Raw genomic sequence first — 21686 nt, 5'->3', positions numbered from 1 at the left:
CCTGAAGCGGCCTTCAGGAAGCTTCAGGAAGCCTTCAGGCGGCGCGGGCAACAGTGAGCCAGGTCAGCGAAAGCCCGCTCCCGCAGGAGGTTCCTCATGCAGCGCAAGACGCCGCGCAAGCCCGTACTCGCCGCCCTCGCCGCCGCCGTCGTCCTCGCGGCCGGTGGCGGAGTCGCCGCCGCGTCCCTCGGAGGTGACGGCGGTACGTCCGCGGCCTCCGGTACGGGTACGGAGGCGAGCACCGGCCAGCAGGCGGAGCACCAGCAGGCGGGGCTCGCCCGTACCGGCGCAGCCGACACGGCGCGCGACGACAACGACGACAACGACGGAAGCGACAGCGACGACCGCGACGACGACGCCCGCGAGCGCGCCCACGACGCCGACGAGCACAAGGCGGAGGCCGCCGCCGCGCGGAAGCTGTCGGCGCCCGACGCCCTCGCCGCCGCGCTCGCCCGCACCCCGGGCCGCGCCGTCTCGGCCGAGATCGACGACGACCACGACGGGCGCCTCGTGTGGGAGGTCGAGATCCTCGACCGCTCCGGGACGCTCCGGCACGTCGACGTCTCGCCGTCGAGCGGCAAGGTCCTCGCCGCGCACGCGGAGCGCGGCGAGGCGGACGACGTACGGACCGCCAAGGACCTCCTGACCGGGGACGCCACGAGCGCCGCGCGGGCCGCCCGCGCCGCCGCCGCGAAGGGCACGGTGGTCTCCGTCGATCTGGAGGACGAGGGGAACGGGTACTGGAGCGTGGAGACGGGGCCCGAGGGGGCGGAGTGGTCCGTGGCGCTCGACGGGGCGAAGGTGACGCACGAGAGCGACGACTGACGCGCCTGTCACGTTTCCCCGCGCCGCCCGGTCAGCCTGGCGAAGCACCCGCTCGCCGCCCCGGAGGTCCGTCATGCAAGGGACACACCTCGCGCTTCTCGCCCTCGCGCTCGTCCAGCTCGTCGATGCCGTGCTCAGCCTGCGTCCGGTGGACTTCGTCCGCGACTGCCTCACCGACGTCGGGTTGCCGCGCCGCTGGTGGCCGCTGCTCCCGGTGGTGAAGACGGCGTCGGCGGCCGGGCTCGTGGCCGGAATCCGGTGGCAGCCGCTCGCGGTCCTGACCTCGGCGGCGCTCGTCCTCTACTTCCTGCTCGCGATCGGCGCGCACGTAAGGGCGCGGGACTTCGGGCGCAACCTCTTCCTGAACGCGAGCGGGATGCTCGTGCTGTGCGTGGCGGTGCTGGTCATCACGCCGGCCGCGTGAGCCGGGCGCGGAACGGGCGGGCGGGCGGCCGAACGGGCGGGCGGGCGGGCGGGCGAACGGTGAAGGGGCGGACCCCCCGCACGGGGTCCGCCCCTTCACCGTCCCGCCGCTCTCCTTAGTTCTTCGGGACCCGCAGCACCAGCGCGTCGCCCTGCCCGCCGCCCCCGCACAGGGCCGCGGCGCCCACGCCGCCGCCGCGCCGCTTGAGCTCCAGGGCGAGGTGGAGGGCGAGGCGGGCGCCGGACATGCCGATCGGGTGGCCGAGGGCGATGGCACCGCCGTTGACGTTGACCTTTTCCGGGGTGACGCCGAGGTCGGCCATCGACTGCACGGCGACGGCGGCGAACGCCTCGTTGATCTCGATGAGGTCGAGGTCCTCGACGCCGATGCCCTCCTTGGAGAGCGCGTGCCGGATCGCGTTCGACGGCTGCGACTGGAGGGAGTTGTCCGGGCCCGCGACATTGCCGTGCGCGCCGATCTCGGCGAGCCATTCGAGGCCCAGTTCCTCGGCCTTGGCGCGACTCATCACGACGACGGCCGCGGCACCGTCGGAGATCTGCGAGGCGGTGCCCGCGGTGATCGTGCCGTCCTTGGCGAAGGCCGGGCGCAGCTTGCCGAGCGTCTCGACGGTCGTATCGGCCCGTACGCCCTCGTCCGTGGCGACGAGGACGGGCTCGCCCTTGCGCTGCGGGATCTCGACGGGTGTGATCTCCGCCTCGAAGATCCCGTTCTTCTGTGCGGCGGCGGCGCGCTGGTGGCTCAGCGCGGCGAACTCGTCCTGCGGGGCGCGCGTGATGCCGAGGCGGGTGTTGTGCTTCTCGGTGGACTCGCCCATCGCGATGTTCTCGAAGGGGTCGGTGAGCCCGTCGTGGGCCATCGCGTCGAGCATCTCGATCGCGCCGTACTTGTGGCCCGCGCGGGAGTTCGGGAGCAGGTGCGGGGCATTGGTCATGGACTCCTGGCCGCCCGCCACGACGATGTCGAACTCACCGGCGCGGATGAGCTGGTCGGCGAGCGCGATCGCGTCGAGCCCGGAGAGGCACACCTTGTTGACGGTGAGCGCGGGCACGCTCATCGGGATGCCGGCCTTGACGGCCGCCTGGCGGGCCGGGATCTGCCCGGCGCCCGCCTGGAGCACCTGGCCCATGATCACGTACTGGACCTGCTCCCCGCCGATCCCGGCCCGCTCCAGCGCCGCCTTGATCGCGAAGCCGCCGAGATCGGCGCCCGAGAGGGTCTTGAGCGAGCCGAGGAGACGCCCCATCGGGGTGCGGGCGCCCGCGACGATCACCGATGTGGTGCCCTGGGTTCCAGCTGTTCCGGCCATGACGCACAGCCCCTATGCAGTGAGAGTGAACGAGGGTTTACCTCAATGTACTGAGCGGTGAGCGGGCGGTCACCGGCCAGGGCGTGTGACGGGGCGCACGACGCGGCCGCGTCCCGGCGCGGCGGGACCGGCGGGTTCATCGGCCGGAAGCCGACGGAGGACTGACCTCCGGATAGGGGTGCCGGTAGGGTTGGCACCCGGCTCCCGGTCGCGACCGTGGGCCCGGCCTCGCGGCCGCGTCCGCGAGGTCGCGGGCCGGGGTCCGGGTGGCAGGGGCGGTGTCGGGGCGACGGTGCGCGCCGGGGCGGCTGTCTGACACCATTCCCCGGAAGACGGGAGCGCGTCCGCCGGGCGGGCACCCGCACGAAGGGAACCGGTCCGCCGGACGGGTCCCCGCAGGACCGGAGCACGTCCGAAGGGCGGGCGGGCTCGCTCGGAGTGTCACGACCAGGGGACGGATGGGACCGCGCGGTGCGGGGCTACGAACGCCAGGAGAGCCACCAAGCTGCTGACGACGACCACCTCTCACGGTTCGAAGCCGAGATGAAACGGCTGAAGACCGATCGGGAGAAGGCCGTCCAGCACGCCGACGACCTCGGCTACCAGGTCGAGGTCTTGCGCGCCAAGCTGCACGAGGCGCGGCGCGCGCTCGCGCTCCGTCCTCGGTACGAGAACGGCGACATCGCCTACCAGGCCGAGCAGATGCTGCGCACCGCGCAGATGCAGGCCGACCAGCTGCGCATCGACGCCGAGCGCGAGCTGCGCGAGGCCCGTTCCCGTACCCAGCGCCTCCTCCAGGAGCACGCGGAACAGCAGGCGCGGCTCCAGGCGGAGCTGCACCAGGAGGCGACGAGCAGGCGCCAGCAGCTCGACCAGGAGCTGGCCGAGCGCCGCGCGACCGTCGAGTCCCACGTCAACGAGAACGTCGCCTGGGCCGAGCAGTTGCGCGCCCGCAGCGAGGCGCAGGCCCGGCAGCTCGTGGACGAGGCGCGCGCCGAGTCCGAGCGCGCGCTCGCCGCCGCCCGGGCGGAGGCGCAGCGCGTCGTCGAGGAGACCAGGCAGCGCATCGGCGGCGAGGCGGACAGCGCCCGGACCGAGGCGGACGCCCTGGTGCGCCGGGCGCGCGCCGAGGCGGAGCGGCTGCTCTCCTCGGCCGCCGCGCAGGCGCAGGAGGCCACCGAGCACGCCGAGCGGCTGCGTACGTCCGCGGTGAGCGAGACGGAGGAGGCGCGCCGGCAGGCCACCGAGCAGGCGCGGGCCGCCGAGGAGCGCCTCGCGGAGGCGGAGCGGGCGCTGCGCGAGGCGCGGACCGCGGCCGAGAAGGTCACGGGCGAGGCCGACGAGCGGGCCGCGAAGGTCCTGTCGACCGTCGAGGCGGACAACGAACTGCGCACCCGTACCGCCAAGGAGCAGATCGCGCGCCTGGTGAGCGAGGCCACCAAGGAGGCCGAGGCGCTCAAGGCGGACGCGGTACGGGAGCGGGACGAGGCCGTCGCCGAGGCGGAGCGGGTGCTCGCCGAAGCGGCCGAGAAGGCCCGCAGCTCCGCCGCCGAGGACGCGGCCGCCGCGCTCGCGAAGGCGGCGCGCAGTGCCGAGGAGGTGCTGCACAAGGCCGAGGAGGACGCGCGCGCGACGACCGGCTCCGCCTCCGAGGAGGCCGAGCGGATCAAGGGCGAGGCGCAGGCCGAGGCCGAACGGCTGCGCGCCGAGGCCGAGTCGGCGGCCGACGAGCTGCGCGGGGCGGCGAAGGACGACACGAAGGAGTACCGGGCGCGGACCGTCGAACTCCAGGAGGAGGCACGGCGGCTGCGCGGCGAGGCCGAGCAGTTGCGCGCCGACGCGGTCGCCGAGGGCGAGCGCATCCGGGGCGAGGCGCGCCGCGAGGCGGTGCAGCAGATCGAGGAGGCCGCGGGGCGGGCCGAGGAGCTGCTGACCAAGGCGCGTTCGGATGCCGAGGAGCTGCGCGGCACGGCGGCCGAGGACGCCGAGAAGGCGCGCGCGGAGGGCGAGCAGAAGGCCCGCGCGCTGCGCGAGCAGGCCGAGGAGCTGCTCGCCGAGGCGCGCACCGAGGCGGAGCGGCTGACGACGGAGGCCGCCGAGCGCGGTGCGGCGGAGCGGACGCGGGCCGAGGAGGACGCGGCGGAGCTGCGCGCCGAGGCGGAGCGGGCGGCGCAGGCGCTCAAGGACGACGCGGCCGAGGAGCTGACCCGCCTGCGGGCCGAGGCCGAACAGCGGCTCGGGAGCGCCGAGGAGGCGCTCAGCGAGGCGCGCGCGGAGGCGGAGCGGCTGCGCGCGGCGAGCGCGGAGGACGCGGAGAAGGTACGGGCCGAGGCGGCCGAGCGGGCCAGGGCGGTGCGCGAGGAGGCCGAGGCCGAGGCGGAGCGGCTGCGCACCGAGGCGGCCGCGGAGGTCGCGGCCTCGCGGGCCGAGGCGGAGCAGACCGCCGTACGGCTGCGCGCGGAGGCCGAGACCGAGGCGGCACGGGTCCGCAACGAGGCCCGCGAGACCGGCGAGCGGCTGCGCGCCGAGGCGAGCGCGGCGGCCGAGCGCGTCACGACGCAGGCGGCCGAGGAGCTGGCCGCGGCGCAGGAGGAGGCCGAGCGGCGGCGGCGCACGGCCGAGGAGACGCTGGAGTCGGCGCGTACCGAGGCGGGCGAGGAGCGGGAGCGGGCCCGCGAGCGGGCCGAGGAGCTGCTCACCAAGGCGCGTACGCGGGTCGAGGAGGCGGAGGCCGAGGCGGTCCGGCTCGTCGAGGAGGCGGAGACCCGGGCAGGCGAGCTGGTCGCGGCGGCGGAGCAGTCCGCGCAGCAGGCGCGCGAGGCCGTCGCGGGGATAGAGGAGCGGGCCGAGGAGGCCGCCAGGGGGCTGCGCTCGGCGGCGGAGCACGCGGCGGAGCGCACGCGGAGCGAGGCACAGGAGGAGGCCGACCGGGTCCGCGCGGACGCCTACGCGGAGCGCGAGCGGGCGGGCGAGGACGCGGCGCGCCTGCGGGCCGAGGCACGCGAGGAGCGCACGCAGGCCACCGAGCTGGCCGAGCACACGGTGCGCGAGGCGGCCGAGGAGGCCGAGCGGCTGCGGACCGGGGCGCAGGAGACGGCCGAGCGACTGCGGACGGAGTCGGAGCAGGCGGCCGAAGCGCTGCGGACCGGGACCGAGCAGGCCGCCGAGGCGCTGCGTACGGAGACCGAGCAGGCCGCCGAGGAACTGCGCACGGCGACCGAGCGGCACGCGGAGCAGGTCCGGGCCGCGCTGGCCGGGGAGCGCGAGAACGCCGAGCGCGAGGCGCAGGCGGCGCGGGCCGAGGCCCGCGAGGACGCGCACCGTATCCGTACGGAGGCGGCCGAGGCGGCCGACACGCTCCTGGCGGGAGCGCGCACCGAGGCCGAGGAGCTGACGGCGCGGGTCGCGGCGGAGACGACGCGGCAGCGCGAGGAGGCGGCGGCCGAGGCCGAGCGCGAGGTCGTCGGCGCGACGGCGGAGGCGAACCGGCGGCTCACACGCGCCAAGGACGAGTCCGAGCGGCTGCTCATCGAGGCGAAGAACACGTCCGAACGGCTGCGCGGCGAGGCCGAGTCGGCCGCCGCCGAGGCCCGTGAGGCCGAGCGCGCCGCGAAGGAGCGCGCGGCGGAGCTGACGGCCCGTACGGCCGAGGAGGCGGAGCGGGCGCGGAGCGAGGCCCGCGCGGAGGCGCAGCGGCTGCTCGACGAGGCGCGCGCGGAGGCGAACAAGCGGCGCACCGAGGCCGCCGAGCAGGTCGACAGGCTCGTCTCGGAGGCGAGCGCGGAGGCCGAGAAGCTGTCGAACGAGGCGCTCGAAGCGGCGCTCAAGACGACGACGGACGCCGAGGAGCAGGCCGACCGGATGGTGGGCGCGGCGCGCTCGGAGGCCGAGCGGGTCGTCGCCGAGGGCCGTGCCGAGGGCCACGCGGCGGTCGAGAAGGCGCGCGCGGACGCGGACGAACTCCTCGTCGGGGCGCGCGGTGACGCGACGCGGGTGCGGGAGCGGGCCGAGGAGCTGCGCGAGCGGATCACGGCGGAGATCGAGGAGCTGCACGAGCGGGCACGTCGCGAGTCGGCGGAGGCGATGCGCACGGCGGGCGAGCGCTGCGACGCGCTCGTCAAGGCGGCCGAGGAGCAGCTCGCCGAGGCGGAGTCGAAGGCGAAGGACCTCCTCGCGGACGCCAACTCGGAGGCCGGGAAGGTCAGGATCGCCGCGGTCAAGAAGGCCGAGACGCTCCTGAAGGAGGCCGGTCAGAAGAAGACCGAGGCGGAGGGGCTCGCCGACCGGCTCGTCGCCGACGCGAAGGCGGAGGCGGAGCGGATCACGGCGGAGGGGCAGCGCGAACTGGACATCCTGGTGCGGCGGCGGCAGGACATCAATGCCGAGATCGGCCGTGTCCAGGACGTACTGGAGGCGTTGGAGAACTTCGAGGCCCCGGGCGGCAAGAACGCCGGCGGGCCGGGCGAGGGGTCCGGGAAGGGTGCGGGCGGCCGGGACGCGCAGAGCGGCGTCAAGGCGGGGGCCGTGGCCGGATCGACTCGTTCGGGTGGAAAGCAGACGGAGCGGTAGTCACAGTGTCAGGAGGGCGCACGGCGTCGGGAGTGCCGCTGGTGTGCGAGCCGGAGGGACGGTGTTCCCGGTGACGACGACCAGTCAGTCGTCCTGTGTGGGCGCTGTGTTGACGGCGGATCGGAAGAAAACGATCCACGTGCGCACAAAAGGGGTGGCATTCTCCAGATCAAACGGGCATTTACTCGATGACACGCCGCCCCGACCCCTAGGATTCCCCCTATCACCTCACCGGTCTCTTTCGACAGGAACCCCATGAGCGACACTTCCCCCTACGGCTTCGAGCTTGTGCGGCGTGGGTACGACCGCGCTCAGGTGGACGAACGCATCTCGAAGCTCGTCTCCGACCGTGACAGCGCGCTGAACCGCATCACCGCCCTGGAGAAGCGGATCGAGGAGCTGCACCTCGAAACGCAGAACGCCCAGGCGCAGGTGAGTGACGCGGAGCCCTCGTACGCGGGCCTCGGTGCCCGGGTCGAGAAGATCCTGCGGCTCGCCGAGGAAGAGGCGAAGGACCTGCGCGAGGAGGCCCGCCGGGCCGCCGAGCAGCACCGGGAGCTGGCCGAGTCCGCGGCGCAGCAGGTGCGCAACGACGCCGAGTCCTACGCCTCCGAGCGCAAGGCGAAGGCGGAGGACGAGGGCGTCCGGATCGTCGAGAAGGCCAAGGGCGAGGCCGGCAACCTGCGTGCCGAGGCGCAGAAGGACGCGCAGTCGAAGCGTGAGGAGGCGGACGCCCTCTTCGAGGAGACCCGCGCCAAGGCCGCGCAGGCCGCCGCCGACTTCGAGACGAATCTCGCCAAGCGCCGCGAGCAGTCCGAGCGCGACCTCGCCTCGCGTCAGGCGAAGGCCGAGAAGCGCCTCGCGGAGATCGAGCACCGCGCCGAGCAGCTCCGCCTGGAGGCCGAGAAGCTCCGCACCGACGCCGAGCGCCGCTCGCGCCAGACGATCGAGACGGCCCAGCGCCAGGCCGAGGACATCGTCGCGGACGCCAACGCGAAGGCCGACCGCATCCGCAGCGAGTCCGAGCGCGAGCTCGCGGCCCTCACCAACCGCCGCGACTCGATCAACGCGCAGCTCACCAACGTGCGCGAGATGCTCGCCACGCTCACCGGTGCGGCCGTCGCCGCGGCGGGCGCGCCCGCCGAGGACGAGACGGTCACGCGGGGTGTCCCGGCCCAGCAGTCCCGCTGACGCGACACCACCTCGGGCGGGGTGAACGACCAAAGGACCGGGCGGAGGCGGAATGCCTCCGCCCGGTTCCCGCAGGACGGTGTCCGGTGTTCCCGTACCGTTGGGCGGTCTTCCGCTTTCCGTTACGGAGCCGAGTCCGTCCCGTGCGCCTGCCGCCGGGCGTTCGCGCGGGGACTTCGTTAGCGTGGACACATGATCGAGGTCTCAGCGCTGACGAAACGCTACGGCGACAAACTCGCCGTGGACGACCTGTCTTTCACCGTCCGCCCGGGCGTGGTGACCGGCTTCCTCGGCCCCAACGGCTCGGGCAAGTCGACCACCATGCGCATGATGCTCGGTCTGGACAAGCCGACACGGGGCCGGGTGCTCATCGACGGCAAGCCGTACGCCGCGCTCGACGAGCCGCTCACGCAGGTCGGCGCGCTGCTCGACGCGAAGGCGATGCACGGCGGCCGCAGCGCCCGCAACCACCTGTTGTGCCTGGCCCAGTCGAACGGCATCCCGGCCGGGCGCGTGGACGAGGTCCTGGACGTCGTGGGATTGACGCCCGTCGCGAAGAAGCGCGCGAAGGGCTTCTCGCTCGGTATGGGACAGCGCCTCGGCATCGCGGGCGCGCTCCTCGGCGACCCGCGCATCCTCATGTTCGACGAGCCGGTGAACGGCCTCGACCCCGAGGGCATCCACTGGATCAGGAACCTGATGCGCTCGCTCGCCCACCAGGGCCGTACCGTCTTCGTCTCCTCGCACCTCATGAGCGAGATGGCCCTGACGGCGGAGCACCTCGTGGTCATCGGCCGGGGCAGGCTCCTCGCCGACACCTCGATGGCCGATTTCATCCGGGACAACTCGCGGACGTACGTCCGGCTCCGCTCCCCCGAGCGCGAACGCCTCCTCGACGTGCTGCGGCAGGAGGGCGTCTCGGTGACCGAGGGCGCGGAGGGCTCGCTGGAGGCGGATCACGCCGACCCGGCGCGCCTCGGCGAGCTGGCCCACCGGCACGGCCTCGTCCTGCACGAGCTGAGCCCGCAGTCGGCCTCCCTGGAGGACGCGTTCATGCAGCTCACGGCCCAGACGGTCGAGTACCACGCACACACCGGAGCGGGCCCCGCCGTGGTCCCGCCCGGCGCCGAGCCCCCGCCCCCGCCCCCGGCGGGTGGACAGGGCTGGGGCGAGAACCGGGACCGGAAGGGCAACTGAGCGATGGCCGTGTCACAAGTACTCCACTCGGAGTGGACGAAGGTCCGCTCCGTCGCCTCGACCGTGTGGACCCTCGGTCTCGCCTTCGTCGTCACCCTCGGCCTCGGCGTGCTCATCAGCGTCGTGACCAGCAACGACTTCGACTCGATGAGCCGCGAGGACAGGATCACCTTCGACCCCACCTTCATCAGCTTCGCGGGGATGGGTCTCGGCCAGCTCGCGATGATCGTCTTCGGCGTGCTCGTCGTCTCCAACGAGTACTCGACGGGGATGATCCGCACCTCGCTCGCGGCCGTGCCCCGCCGGGGCGTCTTCTTCTTCTCGAAGGTCGCCGTCGCGACGGTGCTCGCCTTCGTCGTCGGCCTGATCACGGCCTTCGTGTCGTTCTTCGTCGGGCAGCTGATCCTCGGCGACCACGGGGCCTCGATCGGCGATCCGGGCGTGCTGCGCGCGGTCTTCGGCGCGGCGCTCTACATGACGCTCATCGCGATGTTCTCGATGGGGATCGCGGCGATGCTGCGCAGCCCGCTGCTCTCGCTCGGCATCCTCATGCCGTTCTTCTTCATCATCTCGAACATCCTCGGCAACGTGGACGCGACGAAGAAGGTCGGCCAGTACCTCCCCGACCAGGCGGGCACGAAGATCATGGAGGTCGTGCCGCCGCTGCACGACGACACCCCGTACGGCCCCTGGGGCGGGCTCCTCATCATGGTCGCCTGGGTCGCCGCCGCCCTGCTCGTCGGATACGCGCTGCTGCGCCACCGGGACGCCTGACGCGGCCGGGGGCGCCTGACGCGGCCGGCGGGCGCCTGACGCGGCCGGCGGGGCCCGCAGAGGGGCCCGCCGCTTTTCCTCTGCCTCGTCTTGGCGGGAACCGCCGGGGGCCCGATAGCCTCCTCACCCATGCGGGGGCGGGACACGGACGGGCGAGGACGGGTGCGCGGATGATCGAGGCGAGGGGCCTCAGCAAGTGGTACGGCGCGAAGAAGGCCGTGGACGACCTCAGCTTCACCGTGCGGCCCGGGGTGGTCACCGGCTTCCTCGGGCCCAACGGCTCGGGCAAGTCCACGACGATGCGGCTCATCCTCGGCCTGGAGCAGCCCTCGGCCGGGGACGTCACCGTCGGCGGCGTCCCCTTCCGCCTGCTCGCCAACGCGCCGCGCGAGGTCGGCGCGCTGCTCGACGCGAAGGCGGTGCACAAGGGCCGTACCGCGCGCAACCACCTCCTCTCGCTCGCCCAGCTCTCCGGCATCCCGGCCCGCCGGGTCGACGAGGTGCTCGGCGTCGTCGGCCTCCAGGACGTCGCGAAGCACCCGGCCGGTGGCTTCTCGCTCGGCATGGGGCAGCGCCTCGGCATCGCCGCCGCGCTCCTCGGCGACCCCCGCGTCCTCCTCTTCGACGAGCCGGTCAACGGCCTCGACCCCGAGGGCATCCTGTGGGTACGCCGTCTCATGCGGGCGCTCGCCGCCGAGGGCCGTACCGTCTTCGTCTCCTCGCACCTCATGAGCGAGATGGCGCTCACGGCGGACCACCTCGTCGTCATCGGGCGCGGCCGGCTCCTCGCTGACATGAGCGTGCGCGACTTCATCGCGCGCAACGCCACGGACTTCGCGCGGATACGGGTCCCGGACGACGCCCACGGCGAGGCGGAGCGGCTCGCCGGCCTGCTGCGTAAGGCGGGCGGGCAGGTGCTGCCCGAGCCGGACGGGGCGCTGCGCGTCACGGGGCTCGCCCTCCCGGCCATCAGCGACCTCGCGCACGGGGAACGGGTGCGGCTGTGGGAGCTGTCGCCCCACCACGCCTCGCTGGAGGAGGCGTACATGCGCCTGACGCAGACCGAGGTGGACTACCGCTCGACGGCCGACTCCCTCGAAGGCTTCGAGGAGCCCGACCCCTTCGGCGCGAAGCCCGCCGAGCCCACCGAGCCCGGCGCCGGCCAGCCCGGCTGGTACGCCCCGCACACCCCGTATCCCCGTACCGCCGACGCCTGGACCGCCGACCCCCGGACCGCCGACGCCCGGACCGCCGACGCCGTGCCGGGCGCCGCCCAGGAGCACGAGGAAGCCCGATGAGCACCCCGCAGCCGCAGCCCGCCCCCGCCGCCAGTCCCGCCCCCGCCACGCCCGCCCCGTACGTCTCCGCCGGCTCGTCCGCCGTCCCCGCACCGTACGAGTCGCCCATCCCGATCGTGCGCGCGCACCTCGGGCACGCGCTGCGCGCCGAGTGGACGAAGATCCGCAGCGTGCGCTCGACGCTCTGGACCCTCGGCGTCTTCGTGCTGCTCGTCGTCGGCGTCGGGCTCGCCTTCGCCGCCACCGTCGGCGATCACATGGGCTCCGAGGACCGCGTGACGCTCTTCGCCTTCCCCGGTCTGCTGCTCGGCACGATCTGCCTGCTGACCCTCGGCGTCCTCGTCATCTCCTCCGAGTACGGGACCGGGCTCATCCGCCCGACCCTGACCGCCGCGCCGCAGCGGCACCGGGTGCTCGCCGCGAAGTTCCTCGTCTTCTCGGCGATCGGCTTCGTCGCCGTGCTCGTCTCGACGGGGATCGTCTCGACCGCGAGCGCGCCCTTCGTCCCGGACGGCTCGGACCTGCACTGGGGGCGGCCCGCGCTCCTCGCGAGCCTCTACGTCTCGCTGCTCGGGGTGTTCGCGCTCGCGGTGGGGACGATGCTGCGGCACTCGGCGGGCGCGATCGCGACGATGCTCGGCGTGTACTTCCTGCCGACGATCCTGCCCCTCTTCCTCGTCAGCATCGAGTCGACGAAGGGCTTCGGGCAGAAGATGATGGAGTACAGCGCGCCGAGCGCCCTCTCGCTGCTGCTCACCCCCGACCAGGACGGCAACGGGCTCCCCCAGCTCGGCCTCCTCGTCGTCCTCACGGCGGCGGTCGTCGGCTGCGCTTTCGCGGTGCTGCACCGGCGGGACGTGTGACCGGGGCCCCGCTTCAGCAGCGGGGCTTCAGTAGCGGGGGTTCGGCGGCAGGGCTTCGGCGGCTCGGCTTCAGTACCGGGGCGCGTTGCGCGAGCGCTGGACGCGCGTCGCCCGGCGGTCGCGGGCGTTCCAGCACGCCTTGTGCCAGTGCCGACGCTCGTCGACGCCCGAGTACTCGGACCAGGCGACGACGTGCGGAACGCCCGAGGGGATCTCCTGATCGCAGCCGGGGCAGCGGTACGTCTTGCCGGCGGCGCTCGCGCCCGCGACGTGCCGCACCGACCACTCCTCGCCCTGCCAGGACTCGGTCTGGTGCAGCCCGTAGCGGTTGCCCGGGTCCTCGTCGGCCCGCTGGCCGGAGCCGGAGGCTCCCTTGGGGCGGTTGCGGCGGGGGGACACTGAAACACCTCTCAGGCGGCGGCCGGACGGGAATACCGTCCAGCGTACGCGCGCGCCCGCGAGGGCACCGCGCGCCGGGGGCGCACGCCGGGGCCGCCGCGTACCGCCCCCGGGCTTCGCCCCGAGACAAGCGGCTCCCGCTCCGCCCGCTTCCCGGACAATCCGCCAATCCTCCCGCCAAGCCGTGCCCTTGGCACGTGTCAGGCGTTGTTGCCGTCAGCGGGCGATCCGGCCCGTTCGGCACGAAGGAGGCGTCAACGGCTCATGCGGATAGGGAGTTTCGTCCTGGCGGGGCAGTACCCGGGCCAGGGCCACGGAGAGGCGCTGCACCGCGCGGTGCGCTCGGCCGAGGTGGCGGAGGAGGCCGGCTTCGACTCGGTCTGGCTCGCGGAGCACCACTTCGTGCCGTACGGCACCTGCCCCTCGGCGGTCACGCTCGCCGCGCTGCTGCTCGGCCGCACCCGGCGGCTGCGCGTGGGCACGGCGGTGAGCGTGCTGCCGACCGCGCACCCGGTCGCGCTCGGCGAGCAGGCGGCGCTCCTGCACCTCGCGGCCGAGGGGCGGTTCTCGCTCGGGGTCGGACGGGGCGGGCCGTGGGTGGACCTGGAGGTCTTCGGCGCCGGGCTCGACGCCTTCGAGCGGCACTTCCCCGAATCCCTGGACCTGCTCCTGCGCTGGCTGCGCGAGGGCCGGGTCGGCGCGAGCGGCGAGCGCTACGCCTTCCGCGAGGTGAGCGTCGTGCCGCGCCCCGCGCAGGCGCTGCTGCCCGGGCAGCCGGGGCCCGAGGTCGTCGTCGCGTGCACCTCGCCCGGCACCGTACGGCTCGCCGCGCGGCGCGGCCTGCCGATGCTGCTCGGGATGCACGCGCGGGACGAGGAGAAGGCGTCGATGGTCGCGTTGTGGCGCGCCGAGGCGCGCGCGGCCGGGCTCGACCCCGAGCGGATCGCCGCCGCCGCGCACATCAGCGCCGGGGTGCTCCAGCTCGCGGACCGCGACGCCGAGGCCCGCGACACGCTCGTCAAGGCGATGCCGGAGTGGTTCCGCGAGGGGCTCGGCGCCCACGTCACGGTGGATGGCAGGCAGCGGCGGATGCGGGACCCGGTCGCGTACACCGAATTCCTGTGCGGCATCCACCCGGTCGGCACCCCCGAGACGGCCGCGCGGCGGCTCGCGGCGACGGCGGAGCGCACCGGGATCACGCGCTTCGCGCTCCTCGCCGAGGGCTCGGGCGATCTCGCGACGACGGAGGCGAACCTGCGACGGGCGGGGGCTGAGCTGCTGCCGTTGCTGGACTGAGCGGAGCGGCACGGGCGGCACGCGGGCTCCGGGTGACGTAGGAAGCGTGCTCCACGTGGCCTGAAAACAGACGGACGCGGGGCGACGGACTGATGAGTTCCGGCTACGTCGGGGGACGGAGCGTCCCCCGACGCGGCGGGAGAACGGGACGCGGTCAGCAGTCGCGCAGCTCCGGGGACTGGTTGAGGAGCTGGGCGCGGACCGAGGTGAAGCGCGTGAGCCGTTCGTCGACGGCGGGGTCGAGGGGGAAGACCGCGACCCGGTGGCAGTTCTGGAAGGCGAGGCGGACACCGAAGTGGCGCTGGAGCGCGCCCCTGATGGCATCGCTGGCGAGTGCGCGCAGGAGCTGGCCGCGCTCCTTCTCGCTGGGCGGCGGCGTCTGGTTGTCGGCGAAGTCCCCTCCGTCCACCTTCAGCTGAGCCACCAGGGAGCTGATCATCTCCCAGGCGTAGGGCAGCGAGGTCCGGACGCAGTCGACGAACTCGGCCTCGTCCACCTCGCCTCGCTCGGCCTGTGCCAACAGTGCCGGTGAGACGTCGAGCGACATGGGTACTCCTCTCGCACCCCCGAGCGGCGGGGGTCCACGGACAGGGCGGGAGGCCCGGACACGCAGCGTGCTCGTGTCGCGACCTCCTGCCAACACGTTATGCACGGCTCCGGGGGCACACCAGGCGTGCGCGCACACAACCGGCCACCGCGGGGCCCCGGTTTCGGGGCGGATCGCGAGCACGGGTCCGGGTCGGATAGCGTTGCGGACCATGCGCCTTGTCATCGCCCGTTGCTCCGTGGACTACGCGGGGCGGCTCACCGCCCACCTCCCCCTCGCGCCCCGGCTGATCCTCGTGAAGGCGGACGGCAGCGTCTCGATCCACGCGGACGACCGGGCGTACAAGCCCCTGAACTGGATGTCCCCGCCGTGCACCCTCAAGGAGGGCGAGGCCGAGGGCACTCCGGTATGGACGGTGATCAACAAGGGCGGCGAGAAGCTCGTGATCACGATGGCGGAGGTCCTGCACGACTCCTCCCACGAGCTGGGCGTCGACCCGGGCCTCATCAAGGACGGCGTCGAGGCGCACCTCCAGGAACTCCTCGCCGACCGCCTGGACACCCTCGGCGAGGGCTACACGCTCATCCGCCGCGAGTACATGACGGCGATCGGCCCGGTCGACATCCTGTGCCGGGACGGCAAGGGCCAAACGGTCGCGATCGAGATGAAGCGCCAGGGCGGCATCGACGGTGTCGAACAGCTCACGCGCTACCTGGAACTCCTCAACCGCGACCCCCACTTGGCCCCCGTGCGCGGCATCTTCGCCGCTCAGGAGATCAAACCGCAGGCCCGTGTCCTCGCGACGGACCGCGGCATCGACTGCGCGATCCTCGACTACGACGCGCTGCGCGGCATCGAGGACGACAAGCTGCGCCTGTTCTGACGCGACGGCGGTACGGGGGCGGGCGGAGCGTCTCCCCACCGAGGCAGTCCGCACGCCACGCCGGAGGCCGGGTCGGCCCGCACCGCACGCCGGAGGCCGCCCCGGTCCGTACCGCCACCGGCCCCGCACCCGCCCGCGCTCCCGCCCGACCCCCTCCTGGCCCCGCTCCCTCCCGGCTCCCGCCGGATCACCGCACCGCGGAGCCCTTGGCATATGCCATGCGACTGTGTGGGTTCGGCCAAATCACGCGCCTGCCCGGGCCCCGTACCAGGAGGAACCCGGCACGCGCTCACGCGCCGCGCACCACCGGGCGCTCACCGTGTGTGGCGGTCGTCCGCCGAAGCGGCGTCGAAGGGGTCTTCCCGCACGGGCCCGCGTGGTTCGGCAAGCCGCCGTGGTGGACGAAGGTCTCTGCGCCCGGCGGGCCTCGTCGTGTCCGCCGTCCCGCGGAGCGTGGTCCAGCCCGTGGTACTCGTACGCGGGTTACGCGACCCCGGCCGCCTGCGAGCTCTCCGGGTCCCCCGCCGTGACGCTCGCGACCGGGTCGCTCGCGGAGTTGCTCGTCTCGGGCTCGGAGGGATCGCTGTCGCCCGGGTCGGTGGGATCGGTCGGTTCGGTGGGGTCGTCGGTGGGCTCGCCCGAGTCGCCCGGGTCGTCCGGGGTGGGGGAGCCGGAGGCGGAGTGGCTGGGGTCGGCCGGCGACTTCGAGGGGTCGCTCGGCTTCGAGCCGCCGGGCTTGTGCGACGCGCTCGGCTTCGAGCCCGGCTTCGACTCCTTGTCGTCGTCGGGCGCGGAGGCCGAGGAGCCGGGCGACTCGCTCGCCGTCGTGGAGGGTGCCGGGTCGTCCGCTGTGCCGAGGACTCCGTCCTCGCCCGGGTCGGTCGCCGAGGGCGTGGGGGCCGGACGGTCCGTGGTGGAGCCCGACTCGTCGGGCGGGGTGTCGGCGCTGAGGCCGTCGCCGTCGTCGTCGGTGCTCGCGGAGTGCTCGGTGGTGACGCGGTCGGCGGGGGCGTCCTCGTTGTCGGAGAGCGTGCCGAGGGTGACGACGGTGCCGAGCACGGCGACGAGGAGCGCCCCGGCGCCTGCCGCGACGAGGTTGCGGCGGCTCCCCTTGAGGGCCGAGCGCCGCACTCCGCCCTTCGGCTCGCTCGCGCGCGGCGCCGGGTCCTGGCGCGGGAAGACCTCGGTCTCGGCCCGCGGGTCGAAGAGGGGGTCCGGCGCGCTGGTGAAGGCGCCGGGAAGCTGGGCGACGACCGCCGTCGCCGCCGTCGCCGCCTCGGGCGGCCGCGGTACGACGTCGGGGTCGCCCTCCTCGACGTCCGGGCGCTGCGGCATGCCCGCCCGGTCGTCGGCGAGGGCGAGGGTGCGGCGGCCCGCGAGGGTGCCGCGCCGGTCGGAGAGCGCGCCGCGCAGCCCGATCGCGGACTCCAGTTCGGCGCGGGCCGCCTCGGGCCGGTCCTCGCACAGCGCGAGGACGCCGAGTTCGTGGTGGAAGTAGGCCTCGTCGGCGACCCGTCCCGCGCGCCGGGCGGCGTCCTGCCCGTGGCGCAGGACGCGGTCCCAGGCGCCCCAGCGCAGAGCGGCGGCGAAGGCGGGTGCGACGGCGCGGGCGAGGAGGACGGCGGCGCCCGCGTCGTCCTCGCCGCCCTCGTCCTCGACGGGCGGGAGGGGTTCCGCGACGCAGGCGGCGAGCGCGGCGAGCACCGCCTCGGCCTCGGCGGCGACCCGCTCGGGGGTCACGGAGGGGTGGGCGGCCCACCAGGCGTAGTGCCGGGCGACGGCGTCGGCGCGCGCGGGGGCGTCCTCCGCGTACCCGGCGGCCTCCAGCTGGACGAGGACGCCGGTGGCGAGGCGGTGGCCGCTGCCGGCCGGGGTGACGAGGACGGTGGCCGTGAGTTCGGCGAGGGCGGCGTCGGCGTGGGTGTCGCCGGTGAGCGCGGGCAGGTGGGCGGGGTGCGGGAGTTCGCCGCCGAGCGCGACCGCGTACCGCAGGGTCTCGCGGGCCGCCTCGCTGAGCCGGGCGGCGAGCGCCGCGGCGGGCGCCGCGCCCTCGGCGAGGGTCGGCAGCGGGATCTCGCCCTCGGGGCCCGGGCGGGCGGGGTCGGCCTGGGTGTCGGCGAAGAACGCGAAGTCCTCGTCGCCGTCCGGCTCGGCCCCGGCCACGAGACGGTCGCGCTGCTGGAGCAGGGCCCCGGCCTGGACGAAGCGCAGCGGGAGGCCCTCGGACTCGAACCACAGGTCGCCCGCCCAGTTGGCCTCCTCCTCGGTGAGCGGGCGGCCCACGGCCCGCTCCAGGAGGGCGAGGCCGCCGGAGCGCGCGACCCCGGAGAGGGTGATCTCCTCCAGACGGGCCTCGGCGGAGGGGGCGGGGGTGTCGGGCGTGGTGGCGACGAGGAAGGCGCACTCAGGGGTCGCGTCGAGGATCTCGTCGAGCGCGGCGGCGCCGAACTCCAGGTCGTCGACGATCACGACGGCGCCGATCTCGGCGAGCAGTTCGCGCAGGAGGGCGGGGCCCGGGCGGTGGCGGGTGAGTTCGAAGACCTCGGTGGCGAGGTCACCGAGGAGGTCGACGGGGGTACGGCCGCGCCCACTGAGCAGCACCACGCCGTCCGGGGCGAGGTCGGCGCAGGCGTCGACGAGTTCGGCGAGCAGCGCGCTCTTGCCGCTGCCGCCGGGCCCCGTGAGCCGTACGGAACGGCCGCGGGCGAGCAGTCGCGTGATCCGCTCGCGCACCTCCGTACGCTCCAGGAGCCGCCCGGGCCCGTCGGTGGGCCCGCTGGGCAGCGGCGGGCGGGCGGCGCGGGAGCGCTCGGCACGGACGGCGGGGCCGCGCTTGGCGGGGCGGTCCGGGAGTTCGCCGGGCGGGCAGAGGGTGACCTCGGAGCCGTCGACCGGGTTGACGGTGAGCAGCAGGTCGTCGGCGACGATCCGGGTGGTCCTGGCGGGACCGGTGGGCGCGGGCCCGAAGTCGGGGCCGAGCGGGTCGCGTACGGGACGGGGGCGCCGGCGCAGGGCCGTGGTCATGTCCCGTACGGGCTCGGAGGCGACGGGCTCGGGGGCGGGCGGCGCGGGCTCGGGGCGCGGGGCGGGCGCGGCGCCGAAGAAGGAGGGCGCCGAGGTCTCCCCGGGCGCGGAACCGAAGACGGACTCGCGCTGCGCCGGGCCGCCGCTCCTGGGCGCCGAGGTGCGTCCGGGCTCGCGCTTGGGCAGCCCGCTGGGCAGGACGACGGGGCTCTGGTCGCCGGGGCTCCGGTCGCCGGGTATGGGCTCCCCGGGCACCTCGGGCGCCTTCGGTGCCTTGGCGGCGGGGGGGTCGCCGAAGGGAGCGAGGAGGTCGGCGACTCCGCTCTCCCCGGGGTCGGGGTCCGCCTCGGCGTCGTCGCCTACCCCGAAAGCGTCGAACGGCGTCCCGCCACCGGCGTCGGCGGCGGCCTCCACGGCCTCGATGGCCTCCGCGGCAGTCGCCGGAAGCTCAGGCTCGCGCTCGTCCATTGGTCCTGTGCCCCCCAAGAAGCGTCTGTACCGTCGGTAAGCGAAGGCACCCTAAAACCTCAGGCCAGTATTCCCGACCCCGCCCCTCGGAACAGCTGCGGGTACATCACGGTCTCGTGTGGATTCCAAGGTCCCGCACCAGAGAACCCAGCCGACCGATCCAGCCCCTCCTCCAATGCAGCCACCACCATCCAGCCCCTCTGGGGGTACCTCCCGGCCGAAGGCTGGGGGAGTTTGAGGAGCGGGGTCCGGGGCGGAGCCCCGAACTCGGGGCCCGGGGCGGAGCCCCGCGACGTCACCCCCCGGCGAGCCCGCACCAACACCCCCGCCCCGCCTACGGCGCCACCGCCTCGATCGCCAGAATCCGGTGCAGCCGCGTCGCCACCAGCAACCTCTGCATCTGCGCCGGCACCGCCCGCAGGACGAGCCGCCGCCCGCACCGCCCCGCCCTGCGGTGCGCCCCCATGATCACCCCGAGCCCCGTCGCGTCCCAGGAGTCCAGCTCGGAGAGATCGAGCACGAGATCCCCCACCCCGTCGTCGACGGCCGAGTGCAGGACCGAACGGGCGTCCGCCGCGCTGCGGACATCGAGGCGGCCCCCGACGACCAGCTCGCTGTGGTCGCCCCTGATGTGCATAACCCGCTCCCCGATGTGTTCATGTCAGCCAAGGCATGTCCCTGTATGTCACAGCAACTGACTGCCGTCCCGGAACAGAAGTTGCCGCCTGTGAGCGAACCGATACCGAATTCACCCCGAAGGGTGAGGCGGCGTCCGCGTGGGACGCCGCCGTCCCCCGGCACCCGAAGGCCCGTACGAAAGGCCGCCCGAAGGCCCTGCGAAGGCCCCCGCGAAGGTCAGTGCTCGTAGAAGCCCTGCCCGCTCTTGCGGCCGATGTCACCGGCGTCCACCATCCGGCGCATCTGCTCGGGCGCCGCGAACTTCTCGTCCTGCGACTCCGTGTAGATGTTGTCGGCGGCGTGCAGCAGGATGTCGACGCCCGTGAGGTCGGCGGTGGCGAGCGGCCCCATCGCGTGACCGAAGCCGAGCTTGCAGGCGAGGTCGATGTCCTCGGCGCTCGCGACGCCGGACTCCTCCAGCTTGGCCGCCTCGACGACGAGCGCGGTGATGAGCCGGGTGGTCACGAAGCCGGCCACGTCACGGTTGACGACGATGCAGGTCTTGCCGACGGACTCGGCGAACTCCCTTGCGCGGGCGAGGGTTTCGTCGCTGGTCTTGTACCCGCGCACCAGCTCGCAGAGCGCCATCATCGGCACCGGCGAGAAGAAGTGCGTGCCCACGACGCGCTCGGGGCGCGAGGTGACGGCGGCGATCTTGGTGATCGGGATGGCGGAGGTGTTCGACGCGAGGACGGTCTCGTCCTTCACGATGCCGTCGAGGGTGCGGAAGATCTCGTGCTTGACGTCGAGCTTCTCGAAGACGGCCTCGACGACGATCCCGGCCTCGGCGGCGACGTCGAGGTCCGTGGTCGTGGTGATCCGCGCGAGCGCGGCCTCCGCGTCGTCGGCGGCGAGCTTGCCCTTCGAGACGAACCTCTCGTACGAGGCCTTGATGGCGTCCGTGCCCCGGGTCAGCGCCTGGTCCGTCACGTCCCGCAGCGCCACCTCCCAGCCGGCCTGCGCGGCGACCTGCGCGATACCGGACCCCATGAGCCCGGCCCCGACGACGACGAGCTTCTTTGCCACTTCCGCACCCCTTTGTGTTGATTCGGCTGTGTTCTTCGGCTGTGTTCTTCGGCTGTGTTGACGGGCCGTCCTGTCCCGGCGTGCGCGCGTCCCGCCCGCGCGCGTCCGCCGCGCGGTCGTGCCGCCCCGACGGCGGGGGCCCCTGCCGCCCCGCCGGTGACGCCGGTTCAGTCACCGGCCCCCGGCGGAGATTAGCGCCGTTGCGGCGCCCGGTGGCGCCGAAGAGATGCGCGTCACGTCCCCCGGGACACACATCACACAATCGCCCGGACCGGCCCCTGCGCGAGGGCCCCGATAGGCTGGCCGCATGGTCCATCTGACCCGTATCTACACGCGCACCGGCGACAAGGGCACGACGGCGCTCGGCGACATGTCGCGTACCGCCAAGACCGATCCCCGTATCGCCGCCTACGCCGACGCGAACGAGGCGAACGCCGCGCTCGGCACGGCGCTCGCGCTCGGGCGGCTCGACGCGGAGGTCGCCGCGGTCCTGACGCGGGTGCAGAACGACCTCTTCGACGTGGGCGCCGACCTGTGCACGCCCGTCGTCGAGCACCCCGCGCACCCGCCGCTGCGCGTCGAGCAGGCGTACGTGGACCGCCTCGAAGCGGACTGCGACCGCTTCCTCGCGCCGCTCCCGAAGCTCGACAGCTTCATCCTCCCGGGCGGCACCCCGGGCGCGGCGCTGCTGCACCAGGCGTGCACGGTGGTACGGCGCGCGGAACGCTCGACGTGGGCGGCCCTGGAGGCATACGGCGAGACGATGAACCCGCTCACGGCGACGTACCTCAACCGCCTCTCCGACCTGCTCTTCATCCTGGCGCGGGCGGCGAACGCGGAGCGCGGGGACGTGCTGTGGGTGCCGGGCGGGGAGCGCTAGACGCCGCCCCGCCCCAC

At 74.3% G+C, this 21686-nt stretch carries 17 protein-coding genes; 11 read left to right on the top strand and 6 right to left on the bottom strand.

The genetic code is table 11. The features are described 5' to 3' along the window. Positions 1–96: 96 nt before the first annotated feature. Both ACIP4O_RS13975 and ACIP4O_RS13970 read left to right on the top strand, forming a co-directional pair. On the top strand, positions 97–825 hold the full coding sequence (locus tag ACIP4O_RS13975) for a PepSY domain-containing protein (RefSeq protein WP_401574700.1): 729 nt from the start codon (positions 97–99) through the stop codon (positions 823–825). Positions 826–898: 73 nt separating this feature from the next. Continuing rightward, a complete protein-coding gene (locus ACIP4O_RS13970; protein WP_401574699.1) occupies positions 899–1249 on the top strand; it encodes a DoxX family protein in 351 nt (116 codons plus the stop codon). 115 nt (positions 1250–1364) lie between these two features. Here ACIP4O_RS13970 and ACIP4O_RS13965 read toward each other — a convergent pair whose 3' ends face one another. Continuing rightward, complete coding sequence (locus tag ACIP4O_RS13965; protein ID WP_401574698.1) at positions 1365–2576, bottom strand: acetyl-CoA C-acetyltransferase; 1212 nt, start codon at positions 2574–2576, stop codon at positions 1365–1367. 471 nt (positions 2577–3047) lie between these two features. Between ACIP4O_RS13965 and scy the strand changes: the two genes are divergently transcribed. The 6 genes from scy (at position 3048) to ACIP4O_RS13935 (ending at position 12468) form a co-directional block, all read left to right on the top strand. After that, positions 3048–7145, top strand: a complete 4098-nt coding sequence (gene scy, locus ACIP4O_RS13960; RefSeq protein ID WP_401574697.1) for a polarized growth protein Scy — start codon at positions 3048–3050, stop codon at positions 7143–7145. A 255-nt stretch (positions 7146–7400) separates the two neighbouring features. After that, complete coding sequence (locus ACIP4O_RS13955; RefSeq protein ID WP_008745581.1) at positions 7401–8336, top strand: cellulose-binding protein; 936 nt, start codon at positions 7401–7403, stop codon at positions 8334–8336. Positions 8337–8528: 192 nt separating this feature from the next. Next, positions 8529–9533 (top strand): ABC transporter ATP-binding protein, encoded by a 1005-nt coding sequence (locus ACIP4O_RS13950; protein ID WP_361331707.1) that lies wholly within the window; start codon positions 8529–8531, stop codon positions 9531–9533. 3 nt (positions 9534–9536) lie between these two features. Continuing rightward, complete coding sequence (locus tag ACIP4O_RS13945) at positions 9537–10307, top strand: ABC transporter permease (RefSeq protein ID WP_401574695.1); 771 nt, start codon at positions 9537–9539, stop codon at positions 10305–10307. Positions 10308–10477: 170 nt separating this feature from the next. Further along, on the top strand, positions 10478–11605 hold the full coding sequence (locus ACIP4O_RS13940; protein ID WP_401574694.1) for an ABC transporter ATP-binding protein: 1128 nt from the start codon (positions 10478–10480) through the stop codon (positions 11603–11605). Further along, on the top strand, positions 11602–12468 hold the full coding sequence (locus ACIP4O_RS13935; protein ID WP_401574693.1) for an ABC transporter permease subunit: 867 nt from the start codon (positions 11602–11604) through the stop codon (positions 12466–12468). Before ACIP4O_RS13940 ends, ACIP4O_RS13935 begins: the two co-directional genes overlap by 4 nt. A gap of 69 nt (positions 12469–12537) precedes the next feature. Here the strand turns inward: ACIP4O_RS13935 and ACIP4O_RS13930 are convergent, their stop codons facing one another. Continuing rightward, entirely contained in the window at positions 12538–12867 is a 330-nt protein-coding gene (locus ACIP4O_RS13930) for an ATP/GTP-binding protein (protein WP_401574692.1), read from the bottom strand. Positions 12868–13131: 264 nt separating this feature from the next. On the opposite strand from ACIP4O_RS13930, the gene ACIP4O_RS13925 reads away from it, so the two are divergent. Continuing rightward, a complete protein-coding gene (locus ACIP4O_RS13925; RefSeq protein WP_361331697.1) occupies positions 13132–14163 on the top strand; it encodes an LLM class flavin-dependent oxidoreductase in 1032 nt (343 codons plus the stop codon). Between the two features lie 154 nt (positions 14164–14317). Here ACIP4O_RS13925 and ACIP4O_RS13920 read toward each other — a convergent pair whose 3' ends face one another. After that, the gene (locus ACIP4O_RS13920) at positions 14318–14710 is read right to left on the bottom strand and encodes an SCO5389 family protein (RefSeq protein WP_164287592.1); all 393 of its coding nucleotides are present in this window, start codon (positions 14708–14710) and stop codon (positions 14318–14320) included. A gap of 211 nt (positions 14711–14921) precedes the next feature. Here ACIP4O_RS13920 and nucS point away from each other — a divergent pair, with 211 nt between their 5' ends. Beyond that, a complete protein-coding gene (gene nucS / locus ACIP4O_RS13915) occupies positions 14922–15593 on the top strand; it encodes an endonuclease NucS (RefSeq protein WP_361331695.1) in 672 nt (223 codons plus the stop codon). Positions 15594–16076: 483 nt separating this feature from the next. Here the strand turns inward: nucS and ACIP4O_RS13910 are convergent, their stop codons facing one another. The 3 genes from ACIP4O_RS13910 to ACIP4O_RS13900 form a co-directional block, all read right to left on the bottom strand. Continuing rightward, positions 16077–19085: a hypothetical protein gene (locus ACIP4O_RS13910; protein WP_401574690.1), complete on the bottom strand. Its 3009-nt coding sequence runs from the start codon at positions 19083–19085 to the stop codon at positions 16077–16079. Positions 19086–19419: 334 nt separating this feature from the next. Next, positions 19420–19722: an STAS domain-containing protein gene (locus tag ACIP4O_RS13905; protein WP_164291181.1), complete on the bottom strand. Its 303-nt coding sequence runs from the start codon at positions 19720–19722 to the stop codon at positions 19420–19422. Positions 19723–19940: 218 nt separating this feature from the next. Next, on the bottom strand, positions 19941–20789 hold the full coding sequence (locus tag ACIP4O_RS13900; protein WP_401574689.1) for a 3-hydroxyacyl-CoA dehydrogenase family protein: 849 nt from the start codon (positions 20787–20789) through the stop codon (positions 19941–19943). Positions 20790–21096: 307 nt separating this feature from the next. Here ACIP4O_RS13900 and ACIP4O_RS13895 point away from each other — a divergent pair, with 307 nt between their 5' ends. Then, positions 21097–21669, top strand: coding sequence for a cob(I)yrinic acid a,c-diamide adenosyltransferase (locus tag ACIP4O_RS13895; RefSeq protein WP_401574688.1), 573 nt, complete (start codon positions 21097–21099; stop codon positions 21667–21669). Positions 21670–21686: the final 17 nt, after the last annotated feature.

It is taken from the genome of Streptomyces sp. NPDC088923 (assembly GCF_044749745.1).
GTDB lineage: Bacteria > Actinomycetota > Actinomycetes > Streptomycetales > Streptomycetaceae > Streptomyces.
This window is presented reverse-complemented; position numbering and strand designations above follow the sequence as displayed.